At 34.5% G+C, this 21,783-nt stretch carries 16 protein-coding genes; 13 read left to right on the top strand and 3 right to left on the bottom strand.

The annotated features are described in order from the left end of the window. Positions 1-194: 194 nt before the first annotated feature. From CLV00_RS15270 to CLV00_RS15285, 4 genes are all read left to right on the top strand, one after another. On the top strand, positions 195-2,417 hold the full coding sequence (locus tag CLV00_RS15270) for an NADP-dependent isocitrate dehydrogenase (RefSeq protein WP_099715983.1): 2,223 nt from the start codon (positions 195-197) through the stop codon (positions 2,415-2,417). Between the two features lie 148 nt (positions 2,418-2,565). Next, a complete protein-coding gene (locus CLV00_RS15275; protein ID WP_099715984.1) occupies positions 2,566-4,947 on the top strand; it encodes a TonB-dependent receptor in 2,382 nt (793 codons plus the stop codon). A 40-nt stretch (positions 4,948-4,987) separates the two neighbouring features. Continuing rightward, complete coding sequence (locus CLV00_RS15280; protein WP_099715985.1) at positions 4,988-5,809, top strand: DUF4249 domain-containing protein; 822 nt, start codon at positions 4,988-4,990, stop codon at positions 5,807-5,809. 36 nt (positions 5,810-5,845) lie between these two features. Continuing rightward, a complete protein-coding gene (locus tag CLV00_RS15285; RefSeq protein WP_099715986.1) occupies positions 5,846-6,508 on the top strand; it encodes a thiamine diphosphokinase in 663 nt (220 codons plus the stop codon). 3 nt (positions 6,509-6,511) lie between these two features. Here CLV00_RS15285 and CLV00_RS15290 read toward each other — a convergent pair whose 3' ends face one another. Next, complete coding sequence (locus CLV00_RS15290; protein ID WP_158234606.1) at positions 6,512-7,288, bottom strand: alpha/beta fold hydrolase; 777 nt, start codon at positions 7,286-7,288, stop codon at positions 6,512-6,514. Between the two features lie 247 nt (positions 7,289-7,535). On the opposite strand from CLV00_RS15290, the gene rlmF reads away from it, so the two are divergent. The 5 genes from rlmF to uvrB all read left to right on the top strand — a co-directional run bounded on the left by rlmF (position 7,536) and on the right by uvrB (position 16,476). Further along, positions 7,536-8,513, top strand: coding sequence for a 23S rRNA (adenine(1618)-N(6))-methyltransferase RlmF (gene rlmF, locus CLV00_RS15295; protein ID WP_099715988.1), 978 nt, complete (start codon positions 7,536-7,538; stop codon positions 8,511-8,513). A gap of 463 nt (positions 8,514-8,976) precedes the next feature. Next, positions 8,977-9,585, top strand: a complete 609-nt coding sequence (locus CLV00_RS15300; protein WP_099715989.1) for an RNA polymerase sigma factor — start codon at positions 8,977-8,979, stop codon at positions 9,583-9,585. Positions 9,586-9,674: 89 nt separating this feature from the next. Beyond that, positions 9,675-10,790, top strand: a complete 1,116-nt coding sequence (locus tag CLV00_RS15305) for a FecR family protein (protein WP_099715990.1) — start codon at positions 9,675-9,677, stop codon at positions 10,788-10,790. A 578-nt stretch (positions 10,791-11,368) separates the two neighbouring features. Then, entirely contained in the window at positions 11,369-14,359 is a 2,991-nt protein-coding gene (locus CLV00_RS15310) for a TonB-dependent receptor domain-containing protein (RefSeq protein ID WP_099716373.1), read from the top strand. A 125-nt stretch (positions 14,360-14,484) separates the two neighbouring features. Further along, the gene (uvrB, locus tag CLV00_RS15315; protein ID WP_099715991.1) at positions 14,485-16,476 is read left to right on the top strand and encodes an excinuclease ABC subunit UvrB; all 1,992 of its coding nucleotides are present in this window, start codon (positions 14,485-14,487) and stop codon (positions 16,474-16,476) included. A 135-nt stretch (positions 16,477-16,611) separates the two neighbouring features. Here the strand turns inward: uvrB and CLV00_RS15320 are convergent, their stop codons facing one another. Together CLV00_RS15320 and CLV00_RS15325 are read right to left on the bottom strand one after the other, a co-directional pair. Beyond that, positions 16,612-17,616: a PD40 domain-containing protein gene (locus tag CLV00_RS15320; protein WP_099715992.1), complete on the bottom strand. Its 1,005-nt coding sequence runs from the start codon at positions 17,614-17,616 to the stop codon at positions 16,612-16,614. Between the two features lie 194 nt (positions 17,617-17,810). After that, positions 17,811-18,212, bottom strand: coding sequence for an excinuclease ABC subunit B (locus tag CLV00_RS15325; protein ID WP_099715993.1), 402 nt, complete (start codon positions 18,210-18,212; stop codon positions 17,811-17,813). 98 nt (positions 18,213-18,310) lie between these two features. Here CLV00_RS15325 and CLV00_RS15330 point away from each other — a divergent pair, with 98 nt between their 5' ends. Genes CLV00_RS15330 through CLV00_RS15345 form a run of 4 tightly spaced genes read left to right on the top strand, consistent with a single transcriptional unit; the run spans position 18,311 to position 21,716 of the window. Next, a complete protein-coding gene (locus CLV00_RS15330; RefSeq protein WP_233206919.1) occupies positions 18,311-19,090 on the top strand; it encodes an alpha/beta hydrolase in 780 nt (259 codons plus the stop codon). A gap of 50 nt (positions 19,091-19,140) precedes the next feature. After that, on the top strand, positions 19,141-20,151 hold the full coding sequence (locus CLV00_RS15335; protein WP_099715995.1) for a dipeptide epimerase: 1,011 nt from the start codon (positions 19,141-19,143) through the stop codon (positions 20,149-20,151). A gap of 7 nt (positions 20,152-20,158) precedes the next feature. Next, on the top strand, positions 20,159-21,190 hold the full coding sequence (locus CLV00_RS15340) for an aminotransferase class I/II-fold pyridoxal phosphate-dependent enzyme (RefSeq protein ID WP_099715996.1): 1,032 nt from the start codon (positions 20,159-20,161) through the stop codon (positions 21,188-21,190). Positions 21,191-21,248: 58 nt separating this feature from the next. Continuing rightward, positions 21,249-21,716 (top strand): DUF1456 family protein, encoded by a 468-nt coding sequence (locus tag CLV00_RS15345; protein ID WP_099715997.1) that lies wholly within the window; start codon positions 21,249-21,251, stop codon positions 21,714-21,716. The last annotated feature ends 67 nt before the right edge of the window (positions 21,717-21,783 follow it).

A 21,783-nucleotide genomic window follows, 5' to 3' on the forward strand; every position in this document is an offset into this window, starting at 1 on the left:
TCCTAATTTAGGATTATTGAACCCATAAAACTAACAATATAAGAATAACAAGTTAGTAATCTTAAAATTCGTGTTTTTCTACATAAAATCCACCTTCTATTACATCTGATTTTCATATATTTGTCCGCCTTATTTTAAGTGAAATACCTTATATAAGCTACATTTAACCGTGATTCGATTATAAAAATAAAAAAATGACACAGAAATCAAAAATTTTTTACACACTTACTGATGAAGCGCCTTTATTGGCAACTTATTCATTTTTACCTATTGTACAAGCATTTACATCAACTTCTGACATTGAAATTGAAACTAGAGACATTTCTTTAGCCGGAAGAATTTTAGCAAATTTCCCTGAATTTTTGACAGAAGATCAAAAAACAGGAGATGCTTTATTAGAACTTGGTCAATTAGCTACAACCCCAGAAGCTAATATCATAAAATTACCAAATGTATCGGCATCTGTTCCTCAATTAAAAGCGGCTATTGCTGAATTACAATCTCATGGTTATAATTTACCAAACTTCCCTGAAGAACCGCAAAATGAAGCGGAAACAACTATCAAAGCTAAATACTCTAAAATATTAGGTTCAGCTGTAAACCCAGTTTTACGCGAAGGGAACTCTGATCGTAGAGCACCAAAAGCAGTGAAAAACTACGCTAAAGCAAACCCACATTCTATGGGAGCTTGGTCTGCTGACTCAAAAACACACGTAGCCTCTATGGAAAGCGGTGATTTTTACGGAAGTGAAAAATCAATAACTCTTGCAGATGCAACTGATGTAAAAATCGAATTCGTTGCTAAAGATGGCTCAACAACCGTCTTAAAAGCGAGTACTCCACTAAAATCAGGTGAAATAATCGATAGTTCAGTAATGAACTTGAACGCTTTAAAAACGTTTATTACCAAAACAATTGCAGAAGCAAAAAAATTAAACGTTTTACTTTCGGTTCACCTGAAAGCTACTATGATGAAAGTTTCTGATCCCATTATTTTTGGAGCTATCGTAGAAGTATATTTCGCTGCTGTTTTCGAAAAATACGCTGCCTTATTTAATGAATTGAATATTGATACCAGAAACGGTTTGGGTGATGTATATGCAAAAATTGCAGGACAACCAATGCAGGCTGAAGTAGAAGCTGCATTAAACCAAGCAATAGCAAACGGACCAGCATTGGCCATGGTAAATTCTGAAAAAGGAATTACTAATCTTCATGTTCCTTCGGATGTGATTGTGGATGCTTCTATGCCAGCCATGATTCGTACTTCAGGACAGATGTTCAATAAAGACGGAAAACAACAAGATACCGTAGCTATTATACCAGACAGAAGTTATGCCGGTGTTTATACTGCAACTATTGATTTTTGTAAAAAACACGGTGCTTTTGACCCAACTACAATGGGAAGTGTACCAAACGTAGGTTTGATGGCACAAAAAGCAGAAGAATATGGTTCTCATGACAAAACATTCCAAATGACTGCTGATGGTGTGGTTCGTGTTGTAGACACGAATGGAAACTTTTTAATGGAACAAGCTGTTGAAGCTAAAGATATTTTCAGAATGTGTCAGGCAAAAGATGCTCCAATTCAAGACTGGGTTAAATTGGCTGTAAACAGAGCGCGTTTATCTAATACTCCCGCTATTTTTTGGTTGGATAATAATAGAGCACACGATAGAGAACTTATTGAAAAAGTTACAAAATATTTAAAAGATCACGATACTAGCGGTTTAGACATTCAAATCCTGAATCCTATTGAAGCAACAAACTTCACATTGGAAAGAATCGTAAAAGGATTAGATACTATTTCTGTTACAGGAAACGTATTACGTGATTATTTAACAGACTTATTCCCAATTTTAGAAGTGGGAACATCAGCAAAAATGCTATCAATTGTTCCATTAATGAATGGTGGTGGTTTGTTTGAAACTGGTGCAGGTGGATCAGCTCCAAAACACGTTGAGCAATTTACGGCAGAAGGATATTTACGTTGGGATTCTCTTGGTGAGTTCTTGGCTTTAGGTGCTTCACTAGAGCATTTAGGACAAACTTTAAACAATTCTAAAGCAATTGTTTTGGCGGAAACTCTTGATGTTGCCACGGAGAAATTCTTAGCAACTGATAAATCTCCAGCACGTAAACTAGGAGGAATTGACAACCGTGGTTCTCATTTTTACTTAGCAATGTATTGGGCAGAGGCTTTGGCAGCACAAGATAAAGAGGCTGGATTAAAAGCGATCTTTACTCCTATTGCCGCAGAATTTACAGCAAATGAAGCCAAAATTAACGCCGAGTTAATTGCAGCACAAGGAAAACCACAAGACATTGGTGGTCATTACCAACCAAATCCTGAATTAACAAGCAAAGCAATGCGTCCAAGCGAAACATTCAATACAATATTGGCAAAAATCGCTTAATAATTGCTTTATAAGTAATACTATTGAAAAGACGACTGGAAACGGTCGTCTTTTTTTTTATATTAGCAATACCTTAACATGCGTTATAATGCAATTGAAATTCTATTTAATGTAATTTGCATTTCTTCCTTTCGATAAAATTTAAACAATGACTCCAAAGAAAATTATTACCTTTTTAGTTGTATTATTACCCTCGTTCTTTTCTTTCGCCCAAGAGAAATTTACGCTAAGCGGAACTATTATTGATGCCAACAGCAATGAAACTTTAATAGGTGTCAATGTTGTAATTCCAGAACTAAAAACAGGCGTAACCACCAATGAATATGGATTTTACTCCCTCACTGTTCCTCAAGGAAAATATACTGTACAAATCAGCTATTTGGGATATCAGACCATCGAGGAATCAATAAGTCTGAACCAAAACATAAAAAATAATTTCAATTTATACAGTAATGAAACAGCATTGAAAGAAGTTATCATTACCGATAATAAAACAAAAATAGACATCAAGAAACCCGAAATGAGCGTTAATAAACTTTCTATTTCAACCATTAAGAAAATGCCTGTTGTTTTGGGTGAAGTCGATGTTTTAAAATCTATTTTATTACTTCCCGGAGTTACTAATGCTGGCGAAGGTGCCTCTGGTTTCAATGTTCGTGGTGGTGGAGCCGACCAGAATTTGATTCTATTGGACGAAGCAACTATATTCAATTCTTCGCATGTTTTTGGTTTTTTCTCTGTTTTTAATCCTGATGCCATCAAAGATTTAAAGTTATACAAAGGTGGAATTCCAGCCCGTTATGGCGGAAGAGCTTCTTCTGTTTTGGATATTTATCAAAAAGACGGCAACAGCAAAGGATTTCATGTCAATGGCGGAATCGGATTGATTTCCAGCAGGATTTTGGCCGAAGGACCATTGGTAAAAGACAAAGGTTCATTCCTTATTGGCGGTAGAAGTTCCTATGCGCATTTATTCCTGAAATTATCCGAAGAACAAAAAAACAACTCGGCATATTTTTATGATTTGAATACCAAGTTGAGTTATAAATTAGATGCTAACAACAGCTTGTATTTATCCGGTTATTTTGGACGGGATGTTTTCAGCCTGAACAAAAGCTTCACCAATATTTACGGAAATGCGACTTTAAACCTCCGTTGGAACCACTTGTTTTCTGAAAGATTATTTTCGAATTTATCTTTGATCTATAGCGATTATTATTACGGTCTGGATTTGGATTTTGTAGGTTTCAAATGGGATTCTGGCATTAAAAACTACAATATCAAATACGATTTCAAGAATTATATTTCGGATAAATTCAAATTGAATTACGGGATAAACGGAATTTATTACGAGTTCAACCCGGGAACTATTCAGCCATCTGATGCTGACTCTGGAATTAATTTTGACCAATTGGATAAAAAATATGCTTTTGAACCGGCACTTTATATCAATGCCGATCACGAAATATCCAGTAAAATAGCACTTTCCTACGGACTTCGCTATAGTATGTTTTATCGCTTAGGACAATCTACCGTGAATATTTATGAAAATGACAATCCGGTAATGTTCAATTCAGAATTACAGATTTATGAAAAAGCAACTCCAATTAGCACCAAGTTCTACGATAGAAATAAAGTTATTCAAAGCTATAATTACTTGGAACCGCGATTTTCATTGGCGTATCAAATCAATGAAGACCAATCTGTAAAAGCAAGCTACAACAGAATGGTACAGTATTTACAACTAATTTCGAATACCTCATCACCTACTCCGCTTGATGTCTGGACGCCAAGCGATAGTTTTATCAAGCCACAAATTGCTGATCAAGTAGCTTTGGGTTACTTTAAAAATTTCGAAAATGATATGTATTCACTTGAAGTAGAAACGTATTATAAAGAAGTGCAAAACCGATTGGATTATATTGATGGCGCTGATTTGATTGCCAATAAAGCCATTGAACAAATAATCCTGAACGGTCAATTAAGATCCTATGGTTTAGAAATCATGTTCCGAAAAAACGAAGGGAAATTTAACGGCTGGATTTCGTATACATTATCCAAATCAGAGCAGCAAACTCCCGGAAGAACGCCAATAGAAACAGGAATCAACAACGGTCAATGGTACAATTCAGTATATGACAAACTGCATAATATTGCCATAACCACATCCTATAATTGGAACGAGAAATGGTCTTTTGGAGCTAATTTCGCCCTGCAAACCGGACAACCGGTAACGTATCCCGTTGGGCAATATGAATACTTAGGAATCAATGTACCCAGTTATGGACTGAGAAACGAGAATCGTCTTCCGGCATACCATCATCTGGATATTGCCGCTACTCTGACTCCAAGAAAAAACAAAAACAGAGAATGGAAAGGAGAATGGGTTTTTAGCATTTACAATTTGTACAATCGGAAAAATGCCGCCTCTATCAATTTTAGACAAAACTCAGATACCGGAAGCAATGAAGCTGTAAAAACTTCGATTTTTGGTGTTGTTCCTGCGGTGAGTTATAATTTCAAATTTTAAGCTTCGAATTCAATAAAGCAAAGAAATAAAAAATAAAATCATGAAAAAAATAACACTATATCTGATACTTTTCATTGCTGTTTTTTCGGCAAGTTGTGAAGATGTTGTCGAAGTAGATTTAGACAATGCACCACCAAAACTGGTTATTGAAGCAGCAATCAATTGGAAAAAAGGAACTTCAGGAAGCCAACAGAAAATAAAACTAACCACTACCACCGGATTTTACAGCACTCAAATTCCAAAAGTTTCCGGAGCAACAGTTTCCATTAAAAACAGTTCAAATGTTCTTTTCAATTTTTCCGAAATCCAAAAAACAGGCGAATATACTTGTGCTACTTTTATACCGGTAATCAACGAAACCTATACACTGACAGTGATCAACAATGGCAATACGTACACTGCTACCGAAACGTTGAAACCCGTTACGCCTGTAACAAAAATTGTTCAAAACAACCAAGGAGGTTTTACTGGAACTGATATCGAAATTAAAACATTTTATCAAGATCCAGCAGGTGAATCGAATTACTACCTCTACAAATATGTGTATTCAAACCAAGTAAAATCAAACTATTATGTAGACCCAGATGAGTTTTTTAACGGAAACGAATTCTTCAGTATCTCGCAAAATGATGATTTAAAAAAAGACGATAAAATCGAAATAAGCCATTTCGGGATTTCTAAAGCATATTACAATTACATGAGTGTTTTAGTAAGTATTGCCGGAAATAATGGCGGCGGACCGTTTCAATCTCCGCCAGCAACCGTTAGAGGAAACATCATCAACACCACTGATGCGGCTAATTATCCATTAGGCTATTTTTCCCTTAGTGAAGTCGATATTAGAAATTACACTATCGAATAAGTATATTTGCATGTAATTTTCAATTCATAATTAACTATGTCCTCACATCATATCGTTCGCGACGACCAAGAACCTGCTTTAATCATTGCCAACGGCGCTTCCTGCAACCCGGAACTATTGGGTCAATTACTGGAATGGTCACCGCTTGTGGTAGTATTAGATTCGGCGATGGTGCGTGTTATGGAATTAGACATAAAAGTCGATGTGCTTTTAGGCGATTTCGACAGAGGATTTGATCCTGAAATTTACAGAACATCTCAATTTCCAATCGAAATCATTCATACTCCGGACCAAAATAAAACCGATTTAGAAAAAGCTTTTGACTATTTAATCGAAAGAAAAATTCCCGCAGTAAATGTGGTTTGGGCAACTGGACGAAGAGCCGATCATACCATTACCAATCTTACTAACATCACGCGATACAGAAATCTATTAAAAATTGTGATTCTGGACGATCACTCGAAAGTGTTTTTATTGCCTAAGAAATTCGAAAAATGGTACACGGCAAACACTCCTATTTCTTTAATTCCCATCGGTCACGTTACTGGAATTCATTCGGATAATTTATTTTATCCGTTGAAAGATGATAGTCTGACTATTGGTTACAGAACTGGAAGCAGCAATCATGTCATCAAGGACGGCATCGTAACAATAGAACATGACGAAGGTGATTTATTGATGATGGAATGTCTGGATTAGGACTTATTGAATAGTCAACAAAGCATTTCTCACAATTTCATAATGACTCCACGGGATAAAATGATTCGCTTTTTCGATCGTTATTGTATCCATTGATTTTGCATTGACAAACTTTTTTTGAATAAAGGCAACATTACTGTACGGTACCAAAACATCTTTAGTTCCATGAATAACGGTAACATCGCTAGTAATGTTTTTCAGTTCTGGCTCTAAGTCTACTAAATCTTGTTTCAGCCACCACAACTCATCATTAGAAGGTCGTAATGCTCCGGGAATCAAATACCGCAAAGGCGAAACCTTGATAACAGTTCTCCATTTTTCTGGGTTTTCAGCTTTTGGGTCCAATGATCCAGCCAGAATTACTAATCGTTTGTACCAAGTTGGATTATCTACAGCTAATTTAGCCACAACTGGTCCGCCAACGGAATGTCCTACCAAAATTAGCGGCTTTTTATTATCGATTTTTTTTATAAACTCCGAAATTCTTTTAGATTGAACACTTAAATTTTGGGCATCCCCAAAATCACTGTACCCAAAACCAGGTCGGTCAATAGCAATCATTCGGTATTTTTTCAACAATAAAGTGTCTTTAAGATATTCTTTAAAGGCATTCCAACTTCCTGGCGAACCGTGTACAAAAAACAATGTCGGATTTTGCGCATTACCCGTTTCTACATAATGAATTTTATAGCCTTCAAAAGCAATTGTTTTATCCTGAAATTCTATTTTTGATGGCGTAAAAAAAGTGATGGTTTCTTTATTCGAAAATCGCATAGTCATACAAGACTGACACATTATGATATAAAAAAACATAAAACTGTAAGCTATGTATCTCTTTTTGAATTTAAATGAAGCGGGCATAAAAGTCATACTATTTGTATTTTTTTATAAAAGTAACCGTTTTTATGTTTCAAAAAAGCGGCAATATTCTAATTTTATGATTTATTTTTTATTCGTTTAATAGGTCAAAGTCGTCTTTATGCGTTTACAAAATAGTTATGCCTATCTTTGCATCGAAATATAGAAAATGAAACCGAAAACGATTACCGAAAAGACTAATTTACATCCTAGAAATCTGGATAGATTTGGATATAATTTTGAGCAATTAATAGAAAAATCCCCTGAATTAAAGTCTTTTGTTTCTATCAACGAGCATAATATCGAGACTATTGATTTTAGTAATCCTGATGCCGTAAAGTCACTTAACAAAGCATTGTTATTATTACATTATGACATTCAAAACTGGGATATTCCTAAAAATTATCTTTGTCCACCCATTCCCGGAAGAGCGGATTACATCCATTATATTGCTGATTTATTAGCTTCTGGCAACAACGGAATCATTCCTGAAGGAGAAACTGTTCAGGGTTTAGACATTGGTATAGGTGCCAATTGTATTTATCCAATAATTGGTCATTCAGCTTACGGATGGAGTTTTGTAGGAACCGATATTGATTTAAAAGCAATTGAAAACTGTAGCGCCATCATTGAAGAAAATCCAAAACTGATTGATGCCATCAGTTTACAGCAACAAACGGAATCGCGTTTTATTTTTAAAAACATAATCACTCCCGAAGACAAATTTACGTTTACCATTTGCAATCCTCCTTTTCATGCCTCACAAGATGAAGCTACGAAAAGTACGCTTCGAAAAATAAATAATTTAGAAAATACCAAAACTACAATGCGAGGCACAGCCGAACGGAGCGTAGCTAAACCTGTTTTAAATTTTGGTGGTCATAATGCTGAACTGTGGTGTGAAGGCGGCGAATTAGGTTTCGTTACCCAAATGATTTACGAAAGTGCAAAATATCCGATGCAGTGTTTATGGTTTACGACTTTAGTGTCTAAAAAAGAAAATCTTTCCAGTCTTTACAAAACATTAAACAAGGTTAGTGCCGTCGAAGTTAAAACGATTGATATGGCTCAAGGCCAAAAAACAAGCCGAATAGTAGCTTGGACTTTCCTGAGTGAAGCACAACAAAAAGCCTGGAAGTTCGAATAAAAACTCCTTTTATATTTAAGTATTTAATCCCACCAATCATTCTTGATAGTCGGGAAAATTAATTTGCACCTATACTTTTTCCCATTATACATTTAAAATGAAGCTCTTAAAAAACTTCCATTATTAAATCAATAATTAAACTTCTATAAATTTATTTTACCGAAAAAAAAATACAACAATTCATAAATAGTTGTATTTCTTCCTATTTTAAAGAGCAAAAATGAATTTTAACATAAATTTGCGTAAATTTGGTAAAGAAATCTTTAAATAATTAAAAAGAAATTTCTTTTACGATGCATCAAAAAGCTAACTGAAAATCGTAATTCTCAAACCAAAAAAGCGCTTAAAATAAGATACTAACACCCCATTATTATTCTTTTTTATTTTATTTTTTGGCATTTAATATCAAAAATACGTGTATCAAAATTTCGCATAAAACCAATGAACTAATTCAAAACAAATTGTGAAAAAGCAACTCTTACATACCGAAATACTTGAGGACTCCACACTTTGGAACAGCCTGAAGGAAGGGAATGAAAATGCTTTTTCAATACTTTTTAAAAGACATTATTCTCATTTAGTGCGTTATGGAAATTCATTTCTTCCTTTTCCTGAAAAAGTACAAGACTGTGTTCAAGATGTTTTTACAGATATTTGGATTTACAGAGACAAACTGAGTGATAAAGTGGTTGTAAAAGCCTATTTACTGGCGTGCGTTCGCAAGCGAATTACAAGATCACAAGAACGAGATCGTATTTTTCGCCTCAGTACTTCTATAGATACTGTTGAATTTTTATTTGATTTCTCCATTGAACACAACCTTATCTCAGATGAAACGACAGCTTCTAAAGTTTCGCATCTCAATCATCTGATAAATGATTTACCTTCTCGACAAAAAGAAGCCTTATATCTTCGTTATTCCCAAGAACTTACCGTAGACCAAATTGCCGATACACTTGACATTAATTATCAATCAGCAAACAACCTTTTACACCGCGCTTTGTTGAGCTTACGCAAAGAATGGAAAGGAAATATCTTCCTTATTTTAGTGCTGTTTTCATTTGCATTTTAAGCTACAAAAAATAAATTCAAAAAAATTTACGTTTTAGTGAGTATCAATTAAAGAAATGGTCCTCTATATAATTGTAACCCCTTTTTTTGATGCAACACCGTAATAATTATACCGAGATAGAACACTTTTTAGCTGATGAATCATTCCGATTATGGGTGTGTTTCAAAGACGACCAACAAGAATGGGAAGAATGGACTTTAGAGAATTCTAGTCGTGCTAAATTGGTTGAAGAAGCCAGATTATGGTTGTTAGCAATGAAAGTCCCTGCTGATAAATTAGCTGCGGATGACGTTCAACATGCTTTGGAAGCTACTTGGGAAAAAATTGAAAGAGCAGAAGAAAATAAAAAAGACACCGAAAAACCAGTTCTTAAACTTTTGAGAAAAAAATGGTTTAACGGAGTTGCCGCTGTTTTGATTTTAAGTCTTTTATCCGGCTGGTTGTACAATCAAAGTACCAGTTCTGAAAACTCCGCGTTAAGTTATAGTGAATTGATCAATGAAAATGAAGAAGGTCTGGTTGAGCAAACTAATAACTCCGACAAACCACAAATTATAACCCTATCCGATGGTAGTTCTGTTTTATTACAACCCAACAGTAAATTAAGTTATCCAAAAATATTTGTGGGCAATGAAAGAAAAGTGTACCTCTCCGGTGAAGGCTTTTTCGAAATCAGTAAAGACCCTAAAAAACCGTTTTTTGTATTTGCAAATGAAATCGTTACTAAAGTAGTTGGAACCAGTTTTAAAATAAAAGCATACGCTAATCAGCCAAATGTAGAAGTTGTAGTTCGAACTGGAAAAGTAAAAGTAAGATCTAATGAATTAATTTCAAATACAAAAGACGAATTGATTGTTTTATTACCGAATCAAGCCTTACGATTCGTTCGAAAAAACTTAAGTTTCAATAAAATTACGGATATAACACAGGACGAATCATTAAGCCGTTCGACCAGCAATATAGAGCAATTGGGATTCGAATTCACCGATATTCCTGTGGCGCAAATTTTCAAAACTATTGAGCAGGCGTATTTAGTAAAAATTGATTTCCCTCAAACAAAATTAAAAGATTGCTATCTCACCACGTCTTTAAGCGATCAGCCTTTGCCTGAAAAACTTAAAATTATTTGTAAAAGTCTTGGAAACAATACAAGTTATGAAATGAATGGCAACCAAATTATTATTATATCAGATGGATGTAACTAACAGTAACTCGCCTATGAATTAAAGTATACCATAAAAAAGCGCCGAAAATGCTGTAACATTCCCGACGCCTTGAATAAAATCAATTCACTCTCTGTAAAGAGTAATTGCTGTGTTCTACCAATACCCTAACTAACGAATATTAATAAAAACAGACCAAAACTATGAAAAAAACCGTCCTTAAACAACGACTACTAATTCGAATTATGAAAATAACCTTATTTCAATTTGTTTTAGCCCTTGTCTTTTCAAGTGTAACTATAGCGAACAATATCAGAGGTCAAAAAAAGCTGGACACAAAGGTAACTATTACCGTGACCGACTTGAACTTAGATACTGCGCTGACTAAACTTGAAAAATTGGCACATGTGAAATTTTCGTACAATTCGAGAATGTCACAATTGAATCAAAAAGTGAGTGTATATGCTAATAATGAAGCATTATCAAGCGTACTGACCCGCATTTTAAAACCACTAAAAATTAATTACACTGAAGTAAGCAATCAAATTATTTTACAAAAGGAAGGAATTGCCAAAACAGGAATTAATGGAGAAGTTTTCTCGACTTTAAATCAAAACGCAATGGCTGAAATTATTAAAGGCCGCGTAGTTGATGAAAAAGGAGAATCTTTACCTGGTGTAACGATTCTTGTAAAAGGAACTACAAAAGGAACAACGACTGATATCGATGGAAACTATACCATCAGTGCCGAGATTGGAGATGTTTTGCAATTTTCTTATGTGGGACTTGAAACTAAATCGGTAACTGTAACTGGGACTACATTAAACGTTACTTTAACGGGAAGTGGAGAAACATTACAAGATGTTGTCGTGATAGGTTCCCGTAATCCTGCACGAACTGTAACAGAATCTGCTGTGCCTATTGATGTGATTTCTATGAAAGAAATTGCTTCACAAGGAGCTCAAGTAAACTTAAACCAAATTTTGAACATGGTTGCACCATCGTTTACATCAAACACTCAAACGGTTGCTGATGGAACGGATCACATTGACCCTGCACAATTAAGAGGTTTAGGACCGGATCAAGTATTGGTTTTAATAAATGGAAAAAGAAGACACACTTCTTCATTAGTAAATATTAACGGATCTCCAGGTAGAGGATCTGTAGGAACAGATTTAAATGCTATTCCTGCTTTTGCCATAGAAAAAATTGAAGTATTAAGAGACGGAGCTTCTGCTCAATATGGATCTGATGCTATTGCTGGTGTAATCAACATTAATGTTAAGAAAAACACGAACAAATTAGAAGTAAACCTTTTTGGAGGTGGAAATCTTTCTAAAGGTGCTAATGATCATGACGGTGGTTTCGATGGTGGTAACTATCAATTAGACTTAAACTACGGAACAAGTCTTGGTAAAGAAAAAAGTTTCATTAATGCTACTGGTAGTTTCCAATTGCGTGATGCTACAAGTAGAGCAAAAGATGTAACCGGAACTTTATTCAATGGGTACAATGCTGTTGAACAAAGAGCTGCTGAAGCTGGAACAAATATTAATGCATTGTTTGGAAACATAACAAATACTCCAAATACAGCTCAAATTCTTACCACTATAAAACAGTATGCTCCGGGTGTATCTTATTTTACAGGTGCACAGCAAACTGCAATACTTGGTGCAACTAGTATTTCTCAAATGCAGACAGCATTAAATTTTGATGCAACCGAAGGAGAATTATTATATAGAGGTCTTCAAAGAAAAGATTTTAATATGAGAGTGGGACAATCTTCCTTACAAAGTGCCCAGTTCTTTTTGAATGCTGCTTATCCAATAAATGACAAATTAGAAGCGTATGCTTTTGGAGGGACCAGTTACAGAAATGGTGAAGCCGCAGGTTTTTACAGAAGACCGAATCAAGCAAGATCATACACAGGATTATATTTAAACGGTTTTTTACCGGAAATTCATTCTACAATAAATGATGTATCAGTTGCTGCGGGTCTTAGAGGTATGCTATTCGAAAATTGGAATTTTGATTTAAGCAATACTTTTGGGAAAAATGCTTTTGATTACAATATTGAAAATACAGTAAACGCTTCTTTAAGAGAAAATTCAGCAACTGAATTTGATGCAGGTGGATTGGCTTTCGCCCAAAACACTACTAATTTTGACATGAACAGAAAATTTGATGTTCTTAAAGGATTGAACGTTGCTTTTGGTGCTGAATACCGTCATGAAAATTTCCAAATCAATGCAGGTGAGCCTGATTCTTACAATCAATACGACATTAATGGAGGTGTAGTAACAGGAACTACCGCTGCAAATATCAGAGTTACTGACTTTTTTGGAGCAGCAAGACCAGGAGGAGCTCAAGTCTTTCCAGGTTTCAGACCAGCAAATGCTATTGATAAAGACCGTAACAGTGTGGCTCTTTATACTGATTTAGAATTAGACGTTACTGACAAATGGTTATTAAACGGAGCAGTTCGTTTTGAGAATTATTCTGATTTCGGAAATACAACTAATTTCAAGTTGGCGACTCGTTATAAACTAACAGATAATATCAATTTACGTGGTGCAGTTTCAACTGGATTTAGAGCGCCATCATTACACCAAATCTATTTTAATTCAACCGCTACACAATTCGTAGGTGGTGTGCCATTTGAGGTAGGAACTTTCAGTAATGATTCACAAGCAGCACAATTATTAGGAATTCCTAAATTGAAACAAGAAGAATCTCAAAGTGCTAGTGTTGGTTTTACTGCTAAAATACCAGAAGCCAATTTAACCTTGACTGCTGATGCTTACATTGTAAAAATAGACGACAGAGTGGTTCTTACCGATCAATTTTCAAGACCGGGTGGAACTCCTGCAGCTGGATCTCCAAATGCAGTTTTGAATGGATTATTTGATACAGCCGGAGCAACAGCAGCAACTTTCTTTGCTAATGCAATTGACACAGAATCAAAAGGAATTGATGTTGTAATAAGCCATAAAACAAGTTTTGGAAATAACGTTTCTTTAAAAACCGATTTATCAGGAACTTTTTCTAAAACCTACAGAGTGGGCGAAATTCACGCTTCACCAGTATTAGAAGCTGCAGGTCAAATCAACAGATACTATTCTGAAGCAAGTAGAGTGTACTTACAAGAAGCAATTCCTAGAGTTAAAGCTAATTTAACCAACTCAGTTACTTACAAAAAATTCGATTTCTTCTTGAGAAATGTTTATTTCGGTAAAGTTACTGATCCAAATACTGCTGACGTAAATGGAGATGGAAGAGTTGAAGGTGTTATTGTAAACGGTCAAGCAGTAGAAATTGAGCACCCAATCTGGGGAGCTAAAATTATTACTGATTTGTCTGTTGGTTTCAAAATTACTAGTGCTGCAAAAATTGTTATTGGAGCTAATAATATTTTTGATATTTATCCAGATATGAATCTTGGAACGCAAACTGCAATCAGACCTAGATTAGTATCAGGAGCTATTGATTACACCGCTGCTCCTGCAACTATCGACTTATCAAATGCTAACCAATTTGTATACTCAAGAAACGTTTCCCAATTTGGTCAAAACGGTCGTTTTGTTTTTGCTCGATTGAACTTCAGTTTCTAAGAACTATTCTTAATTATGAAAACCATCCTGCTTTGACAGGATGGTTTTTTTTTGGCTAAAACTTTGGTAAAAAAAGAATCCAAACTTTGTACCTTTGCAACTCTAAAACTTTGCCCCTTAATTAAATGAATTTCCAAGTAGTATCCGATTACCAGCCCAAAGGCGACCAACCGCAAGCGATTGAAAAATTAGCCCAAGGGATTATCGATGGTGATAAATTCCAAACCCTTTTAGGAGTTACCGGATCCGGGAAAACATTTACAGTGGCCAATGTGATTCAGGAAGTACAAAGACCCACATTAGTTTTGGCACATAACAAAACGTTGGCAGCACAATTATATTCGGAATTCAAGCAATTCTTCCCGAATAATGCTGTCGAATATTTTGTTTCTTATTACGATTATTACCAGCCAGAAGCTTTTATGCCTGTAACTGGCGTTTTCATCGAAAAGGATTTATCTATCAATGAAGAACTGGAAAAAATGCGAATGTCAACCACCGCTTCGTTACTTTCCGGACGAAGAGATATTTTGGTAGTGGCGTCGGTTTCCTGTTTGTACGGTATTGGAAATCCTATCGAATTTCAGAAAAACTTAATTCCAATTGAGAAAGGACAAATTATTTCTCGTACCAAATTATTGCATCAATTGGTGCAAAGTTTATATTCCAGAACTGAAGCCGATTTTAATCCCGGAAGTTTCAGAATAAAAGGTGATACAGTAGATGTTTATCCGAGTTATGCGGATGAAGCGTACCGAATCCATTTTTTTGGTGATGAAATCGAAGAAATTGAAAGTTTCGATACAAAGAACTCACAGGTTATTGAAAAATTTGACAGACTGACCATTTACCCTGCTAATATGTTTGTGACTTCTCCAGATGTTTTGCAAAATGCCATTTGGGAAATCCAGCAAGATTTAGTAAAACAGGTCGATTATTTCAAGGAAATTGGCAAACATTTGGAAGCAAAACGATTGGAAGAACGTACCAATTTTGATTTGGAAATGATTCGTGAACTTGGTTATTGCTCTGGAATCGAAAATTATTCTCGTTATCTTGACGGTCGTTTGCCAGGAACAAGACCTTTTTGCTTACTCGATTATTTCCCTAAAGATTACTTAATGGTGGTAGATGAAAGTCACGTGACACTTTCTCAAGTTAGCGCTATGTATGGCGGAGACAGAAGCCGAAAAGAAAATTTAGTGGAATATGGTTTTAGACTTCCCGCAGCAATGGACAATCGTCCTTTGAAGTTTGAAGAATTCGAAGCTATGCAAAATCAGGTAATTTATGTTTCGGCAACACCAGCCGATTATGAGTTGCAAAAAACGGAAGGCGTTGTTGTGGAGCAAGTGATTCGTCCAACCGGATTATTGGATCCAATTATTGAAATCCGACCAAGTTTAAATCAAATTGATGATTTGATTGAAGAAATTCAGGTTCGGGCAGAAATTGATGAACGTGTTTTGGTAACGACTTTAACCAAAAGAATGGCGGAAGAACTGGCTAAATATTTAACCAAAGTTAATATTCGTTGTCGCTATATTCACTCTGAAGTAGATACTTTGGAACGAATAGAAATCATGCAAGATTTACGAAAAGGAATTTTTGATGTATTAATTGGTGTGAATTTACTACGTGAAGGTTTGGATTTACCTGAAGTTTCTTTGGTAGCAATTTTAGATGCAGACAAAGAAGGTTTTTTACGAAGCCATCGTTCGCTTACGCAAACAATTGGACGTGCAGCAAGAAACCTAAATGGTAAAGCAATTATGTATGCGGACAAAATTACGGCTAGTATGCAAAAAACCATTGATGAAACCAATTATCGCAGAACCAAGCAAATTAATTACAATACTGCAAATAATTTAGTTCCTCAAGCATTAAATAAAAAAATAGAAAGTGCCTTTACCAAAAATCCTTTAGCAGATTACGAATTAGGCTATACACTTTCAACTGCAGCAGAACCAGTTACAGAATATCTATCAAAACCCGATATTGAGAAACGTATTCGAGAAAAACGAAAAAACATGGAAAAAGCAGCTAAAGAATTAGACTTTATGCAGGCCGCAAAATTACGTGATGAAATAAAAGTGCTACAAGGGCAATTGTCATAAAAAATCAGGCCAACATAAATCCTATGTTTAATTATTATCGAACTCTACATAAAAAGAAAAAAGAGCTGTAAGAATATATTACAGCTCTTTTTAATATTATTTTCTCTTATGAACGTTCAATTCATAAGCTATACATTATTCAACAATCAAAGGTTGAACTCTCCATATATCAGTATATGGATAAGAGTATGCTGATTGTTCTTGAGTAATATTGTTTGAAGAAATTCTAGCAAAAACATTTCCTATTTTAGTAACGGCTTTTTCTGGTTGACGTGCGCCAGCAGTGGAAGAAAAATAGATATTACCATCTACACCCCAAAACGGTTGAGTTTCATTAGATTCACCGCTTGTAATTTGAGTTAAAGATGTTCCATTTATTTTCATTACAAAAAGATGGCTAAATTTATCTTTTGTACCGATGTATACAATATGCTTCCCGTTAGGAGAGTAAGCACCATTTGTAGAATTTTGTTCTCCAGTAGTTATTTGAGTACTTTGGAATGATTTCAAGTCTAATTCAAATAATTGGAAAAAATCTCCAGAAAGTTTTGTGTAAAGTAATTTATCTCCTTTTGGACTCCATTTAGGATTAATTCCTTCAGAAAGAACTGTAAAGCTGCTTCCATCTTTATTAACAAGGCAAATATTTCTTGTATCTTGGAGAGTAGTTGTCAATACAATTTTTTTATTATCAGGAGATAGACTGGCATCAGCATCGAAATCACCATAAGCATTCTGACCAATGTAAGTTAACCCTAGTTTGTTCACACTTGTTACGGCTATAGTTGGTTTAGAAGCATAATAAGTAAAAATAAAATTCTCATTATCAGTCCAAGATGGTCTGTCTGTTTTATTACCAATTAATGGAGTAAAACCTGGTAACATTACATCGTTCTTTAATCTAATACTCCATTTACTGAATCCAGTATTTGCATCATCTCTAATTACGTATAATAATTTTTTACCATCAGGAGATAAACATGGCTGAAATTCAGGCACTACATCATCCGTTATTCTAACTAATTCTTTAGCACTTGCGGTAACTTGTGGCCCAGATAACTTTACTACTGGAGCTTTAGAAGCACACGAATAAAGTAAAAATAAACAACCTAAACCTGATAAAAGAGTAATTTTTTTCATAAGCATTTTATTTGTTGATTTACAAATATAAATGTTTTATTAAAAAAAAAAAATGATAATATTAAATTTTTGCAAAAATTTGAAATAAATAAGATTTTTATTTCAAATTATTTTTTTAGAGAAATCCTAATTAATTAGTTCTTAATAAAAAAATCCAAATAACTAATAATCAGTTCAGTATATTTAATAAAAATTTAATTGTGTTGTTCCTGAAAAACATTCAATAAAATCTCGCCATCAATAATAGCATTTGGTGCTTCATTCATCAATTTAAGAATTCGTTTTGTGGCTATAGGATTAAGCCCCATATCAATCGCTATTTGCTGAATAGTTGTCATTTCTTTTTTATGTAAAACACCATCACAATACATCAACAACGCCAATCTGTAAAATTGCTGAATGCGCAAAAACTCTGTTTTAATAGGTAATTGTGGTAATTCCTGATGAAATAAATCTTTAAAAACAGCTATTTCGAAACTCAATTCTTTAGCAATAATTGCTAAAAAATCATACTCTCTCTTATGCAAATGTCCATCAACAGTGGAAAAAGCAATCATCTCTAAAAGTAAACTCCTCTTTTCTTCGAATGTATTCATCAAATTATTATTTTTAGCTAAAATATTGTTTTTAAATCAAAACACAAAAACTAATAATGATTCGACCACTATTCCTACTGCTACTCTTCTTTTTTACAATGGCAAAAATTACTGCTCAAGACTCTAAACCGTCAAAACAAAGTACTGCTTCAAAACAAGTTTCAACCTTTATGATTCAAGCACCGCAGCTACAAACGGAAAAGAAAATTTGGGTGTATTTACCAGAAAATTATGGAACTTCTAAAAAGAAATTCTCTATAATTTATATGCATGATGCTCAAAATTTATTTGATGTTAAAACTTCCTATTCAGGTGAATGGAATGTAGATGAGAAACTGGACAGCCTAAAAGCACAAGTTATTGTTGTGGGAATCGAACATGGAAATGACAAACGAATCGATGAATTAACGCCTTTTAAAAATGAGAAATATGGTGGAGGAAAAGCAGATAGTTATTTAGAATTTATCGTAAAAACTCTAAAACCGCAAATCGACAAAACATATCGAACAAAAACTAAAAAGAGAAATACTATTATTATGGGAAGTTCGCTTGGCGGGCTCACTTCGTATTATGCCATTTTAAAATATCCCGAAATATTTGGAAAAGCGGGTGTGTTTTCTCCTTCGTTTTGGTACAGTAAAGACATTTATGATTTGACTGAAAAATCCAAAAAGATAAAGTCTAAAATCTATTTCCTATGTGGCGATAGTGAAAGTGATGATATGGTCTCAGATTTGAACAAAATGGAATATTTATTAAATTCAAATAGATGTTACTGTCTTAATTTGAATGAAAAAAAAATTATAAAAGGCGGACAACATAATGAAAAATTATGGCGGGATGGTTTTGTGAAAGCCGTTTTATGGCTTGGTTATTAAATCTCCTGTTTAAAGAAACTCATTAATTTTAAGTACAAAATCAGATTCAAATGGAACTAATATTAAGAGAATACAACCTCAAATTAAAACATACATTCACGATTTCGAGAGAGTCCATAGACTTTCAGCCTTCTTTGATTGTGGAATTAAAAAGTGACGGTTTCTCCGGTTTTGGCGAAGCAACTTCTAATCCGTATTACAAAACAACTGTTCCGATGATGATGCAGGATTTAGAAAAAATTCGTTCTGTAATTGAAGCTGCAACAAATGAAACACCTTCAGCATTTTGGGCAAAAATCCATCCTTATTTAAAAGATGACATGTTTGCTTTGTGCGCTTTGGATATGGCATACAATGATTTATATGCACGCAAAAAAGGAAAGAAACTGTACGAATTGTGGAATTATACCATTGCCAAAAATCCATTGACAGATTACACAATTGGAATTGCGTCTATTGAAAAAATGGTTGCTAAAATGAAGGAACTGCCTTGGCCGATTTATAAAATAAAATTGGGAACCAAAGAAGATATTGCTATTGTTACCGAACTTCGGAAACATACGAATGCTATTTTCAGAATTGACGCCAATTGCGGTTGGGGTGTGGAAGAAACCATCAATAATGCCATCGAGTTAAAGAAACTAGGAGTAGAATTTTTGGAACAACCCATGAAAGCGGACAATTGGGAAGGTCATAAAGAAGTTTTCAAACATTCGGTTTTACCAATAATAGCTGACGAAAGTTGCATTATAGAAGAAGATGTAGCCAAATGTCACAACCATTTTCATGGTGTGAATGTGAAGTTGGTAAAATGTGGCGGATTAACTCCTGGAAGAAGAATGATTGAGGAAGCCAAAAAATTAGGTTTAAAAACGATGGTGGGCTGCATGACCGAATCAACTGTTGGGATATCTGCGATTGCGCATTTATTACCGCAACTGGATTATGTAGACATGGACGGCGCATTGCTTTTGGCTGAAGATATTGCAAATGGTGTAACTATAGATTTTGGAAAAATAAAGTATTCTGATTTAAACGGAACTGGTGTAACTTTAATTTGATTTTAAAATGAAAGTCAACCAATTTCCGGATCGAATAATTGAAATCGACAATGAAGACTATTTGTATTTTGGCGGAACAGCCTATTTAGGTTTACCGACTCATCCCGAATTTCAAAAACTAATTATCAAAAATATTTTGCAATGGGGAACGGCTTATGGAAGTTCCAGAAGTGCCAATATTCAACTGAACGCTTATGAAAACGGAGAACGATTTTTAGCCGATTTCATCAACGCAGATGCAGCTCTTACCCTTTCTTCAGGAATGTTGGCAGGAAAATTAGTTGTTGAAACATTAACAACTGAAACGGATTCCTTTTTTCATTTTCCAGACACGCACACGGCCATCAAAGCACAAAACAGCTTACCTGTTTTTATTGGAAAACAATTAAATCCTCGTTTGCTGGATAACACTATTGAAAAAATTACGATTCTAACGGATTCGGTTCCTTCTTTTCATGTAAAACCAATCGATCTTACTATAATAAATTCGATTCCGTACAATAAAGAAATTACTTTGGTTATTGATGAATCACATTCGCTTGGAATTTTGGGTATGAATGGTTGCGGGATTTTTTCGACAATCAATGTTCCCAATATTAAAAGAAAAATTATGATATCCTCTTTAGGGAAAGCCTTTGGATTGACAGGAGGTGTAATTGCCAGTGATGCGGAATTTATTAATCAAATGGCAACTCACGACACTTTTGTTTCCAGTGCCGGAATGAATGCTGCATTTGTTCAGACAATGGCTGATGCGGACAATATTTATTTGCAACAGCATCAAAAACTAAAAGACAATCTTCAATATATAGATGTAAATTTGATTAAAAACAAAGCAATTCATTTTGATTCAAATTATCCTTTAATTTATCCAGAAATAGAAGGCTTAAATGAAATTTTTACAGCGAATAAAATTATCGTAACCAATTTTAAATACCCGACCGACAGTAAGAATCTAAATCGAATTGTAATTACTGCGAATCACCAAAAAGAAGATTTGGATACAATAATTCACATTCTTAACCAAAATCAATTCTAAATCTAAAATTGTGGTGCAATTGCTTTTAAACCGTACCTTTGTAAAAAATTAGAATAAGATGACAAACAACGATATCTTTAAAAAACTTCGTGTGGCCTTAATGCTACGTGACGATCAAATAGTTGAAATATTAGAATTGGTGGATTTCAGAATCACCAAATCAGAATTGGGTGCTTTTTTCCGTGATGAAAAACATGAAAATTATATGGAATGTGGCGACCAAGTGTTGCGTAATTTCCTAAACGGATTAGTAATTCACTTGCGTGGAACGAAAGAAAATCCAAAAAACCCAAATGATGTTTTAGCCAAACACAAAGCTCAAATTCCTGTAAAAGAAGGAGCTTCTGAAAGAACTGAATTTAAAGCAAAGCCTAGAGACGAAGAGAAATCAAGAGGTGACGAAAGTCCTTCAAAATCGAAACCTGCTGCTAAGAAACCGTTCAAAAAGCAATTTACAAAAGGAACTCCAAAAGTTCAAGTTGTAGAGAAAGTGAAATTTAATTTCGGTAAGAATAAAAAATCGTAAATAGTAGCGAATCACTGCAGTGCCTTGCTAAATAAGTCAAAAAAACCTGTTCGCCGTGGCGAACAGA

This window comes from Flavobacterium sp. 11 (assembly GCF_002754315.1).
GTDB lineage: Bacteria > Bacteroidota > Bacteroidia > Flavobacteriales > Flavobacteriaceae > Flavobacterium > Flavobacterium algoritolerans.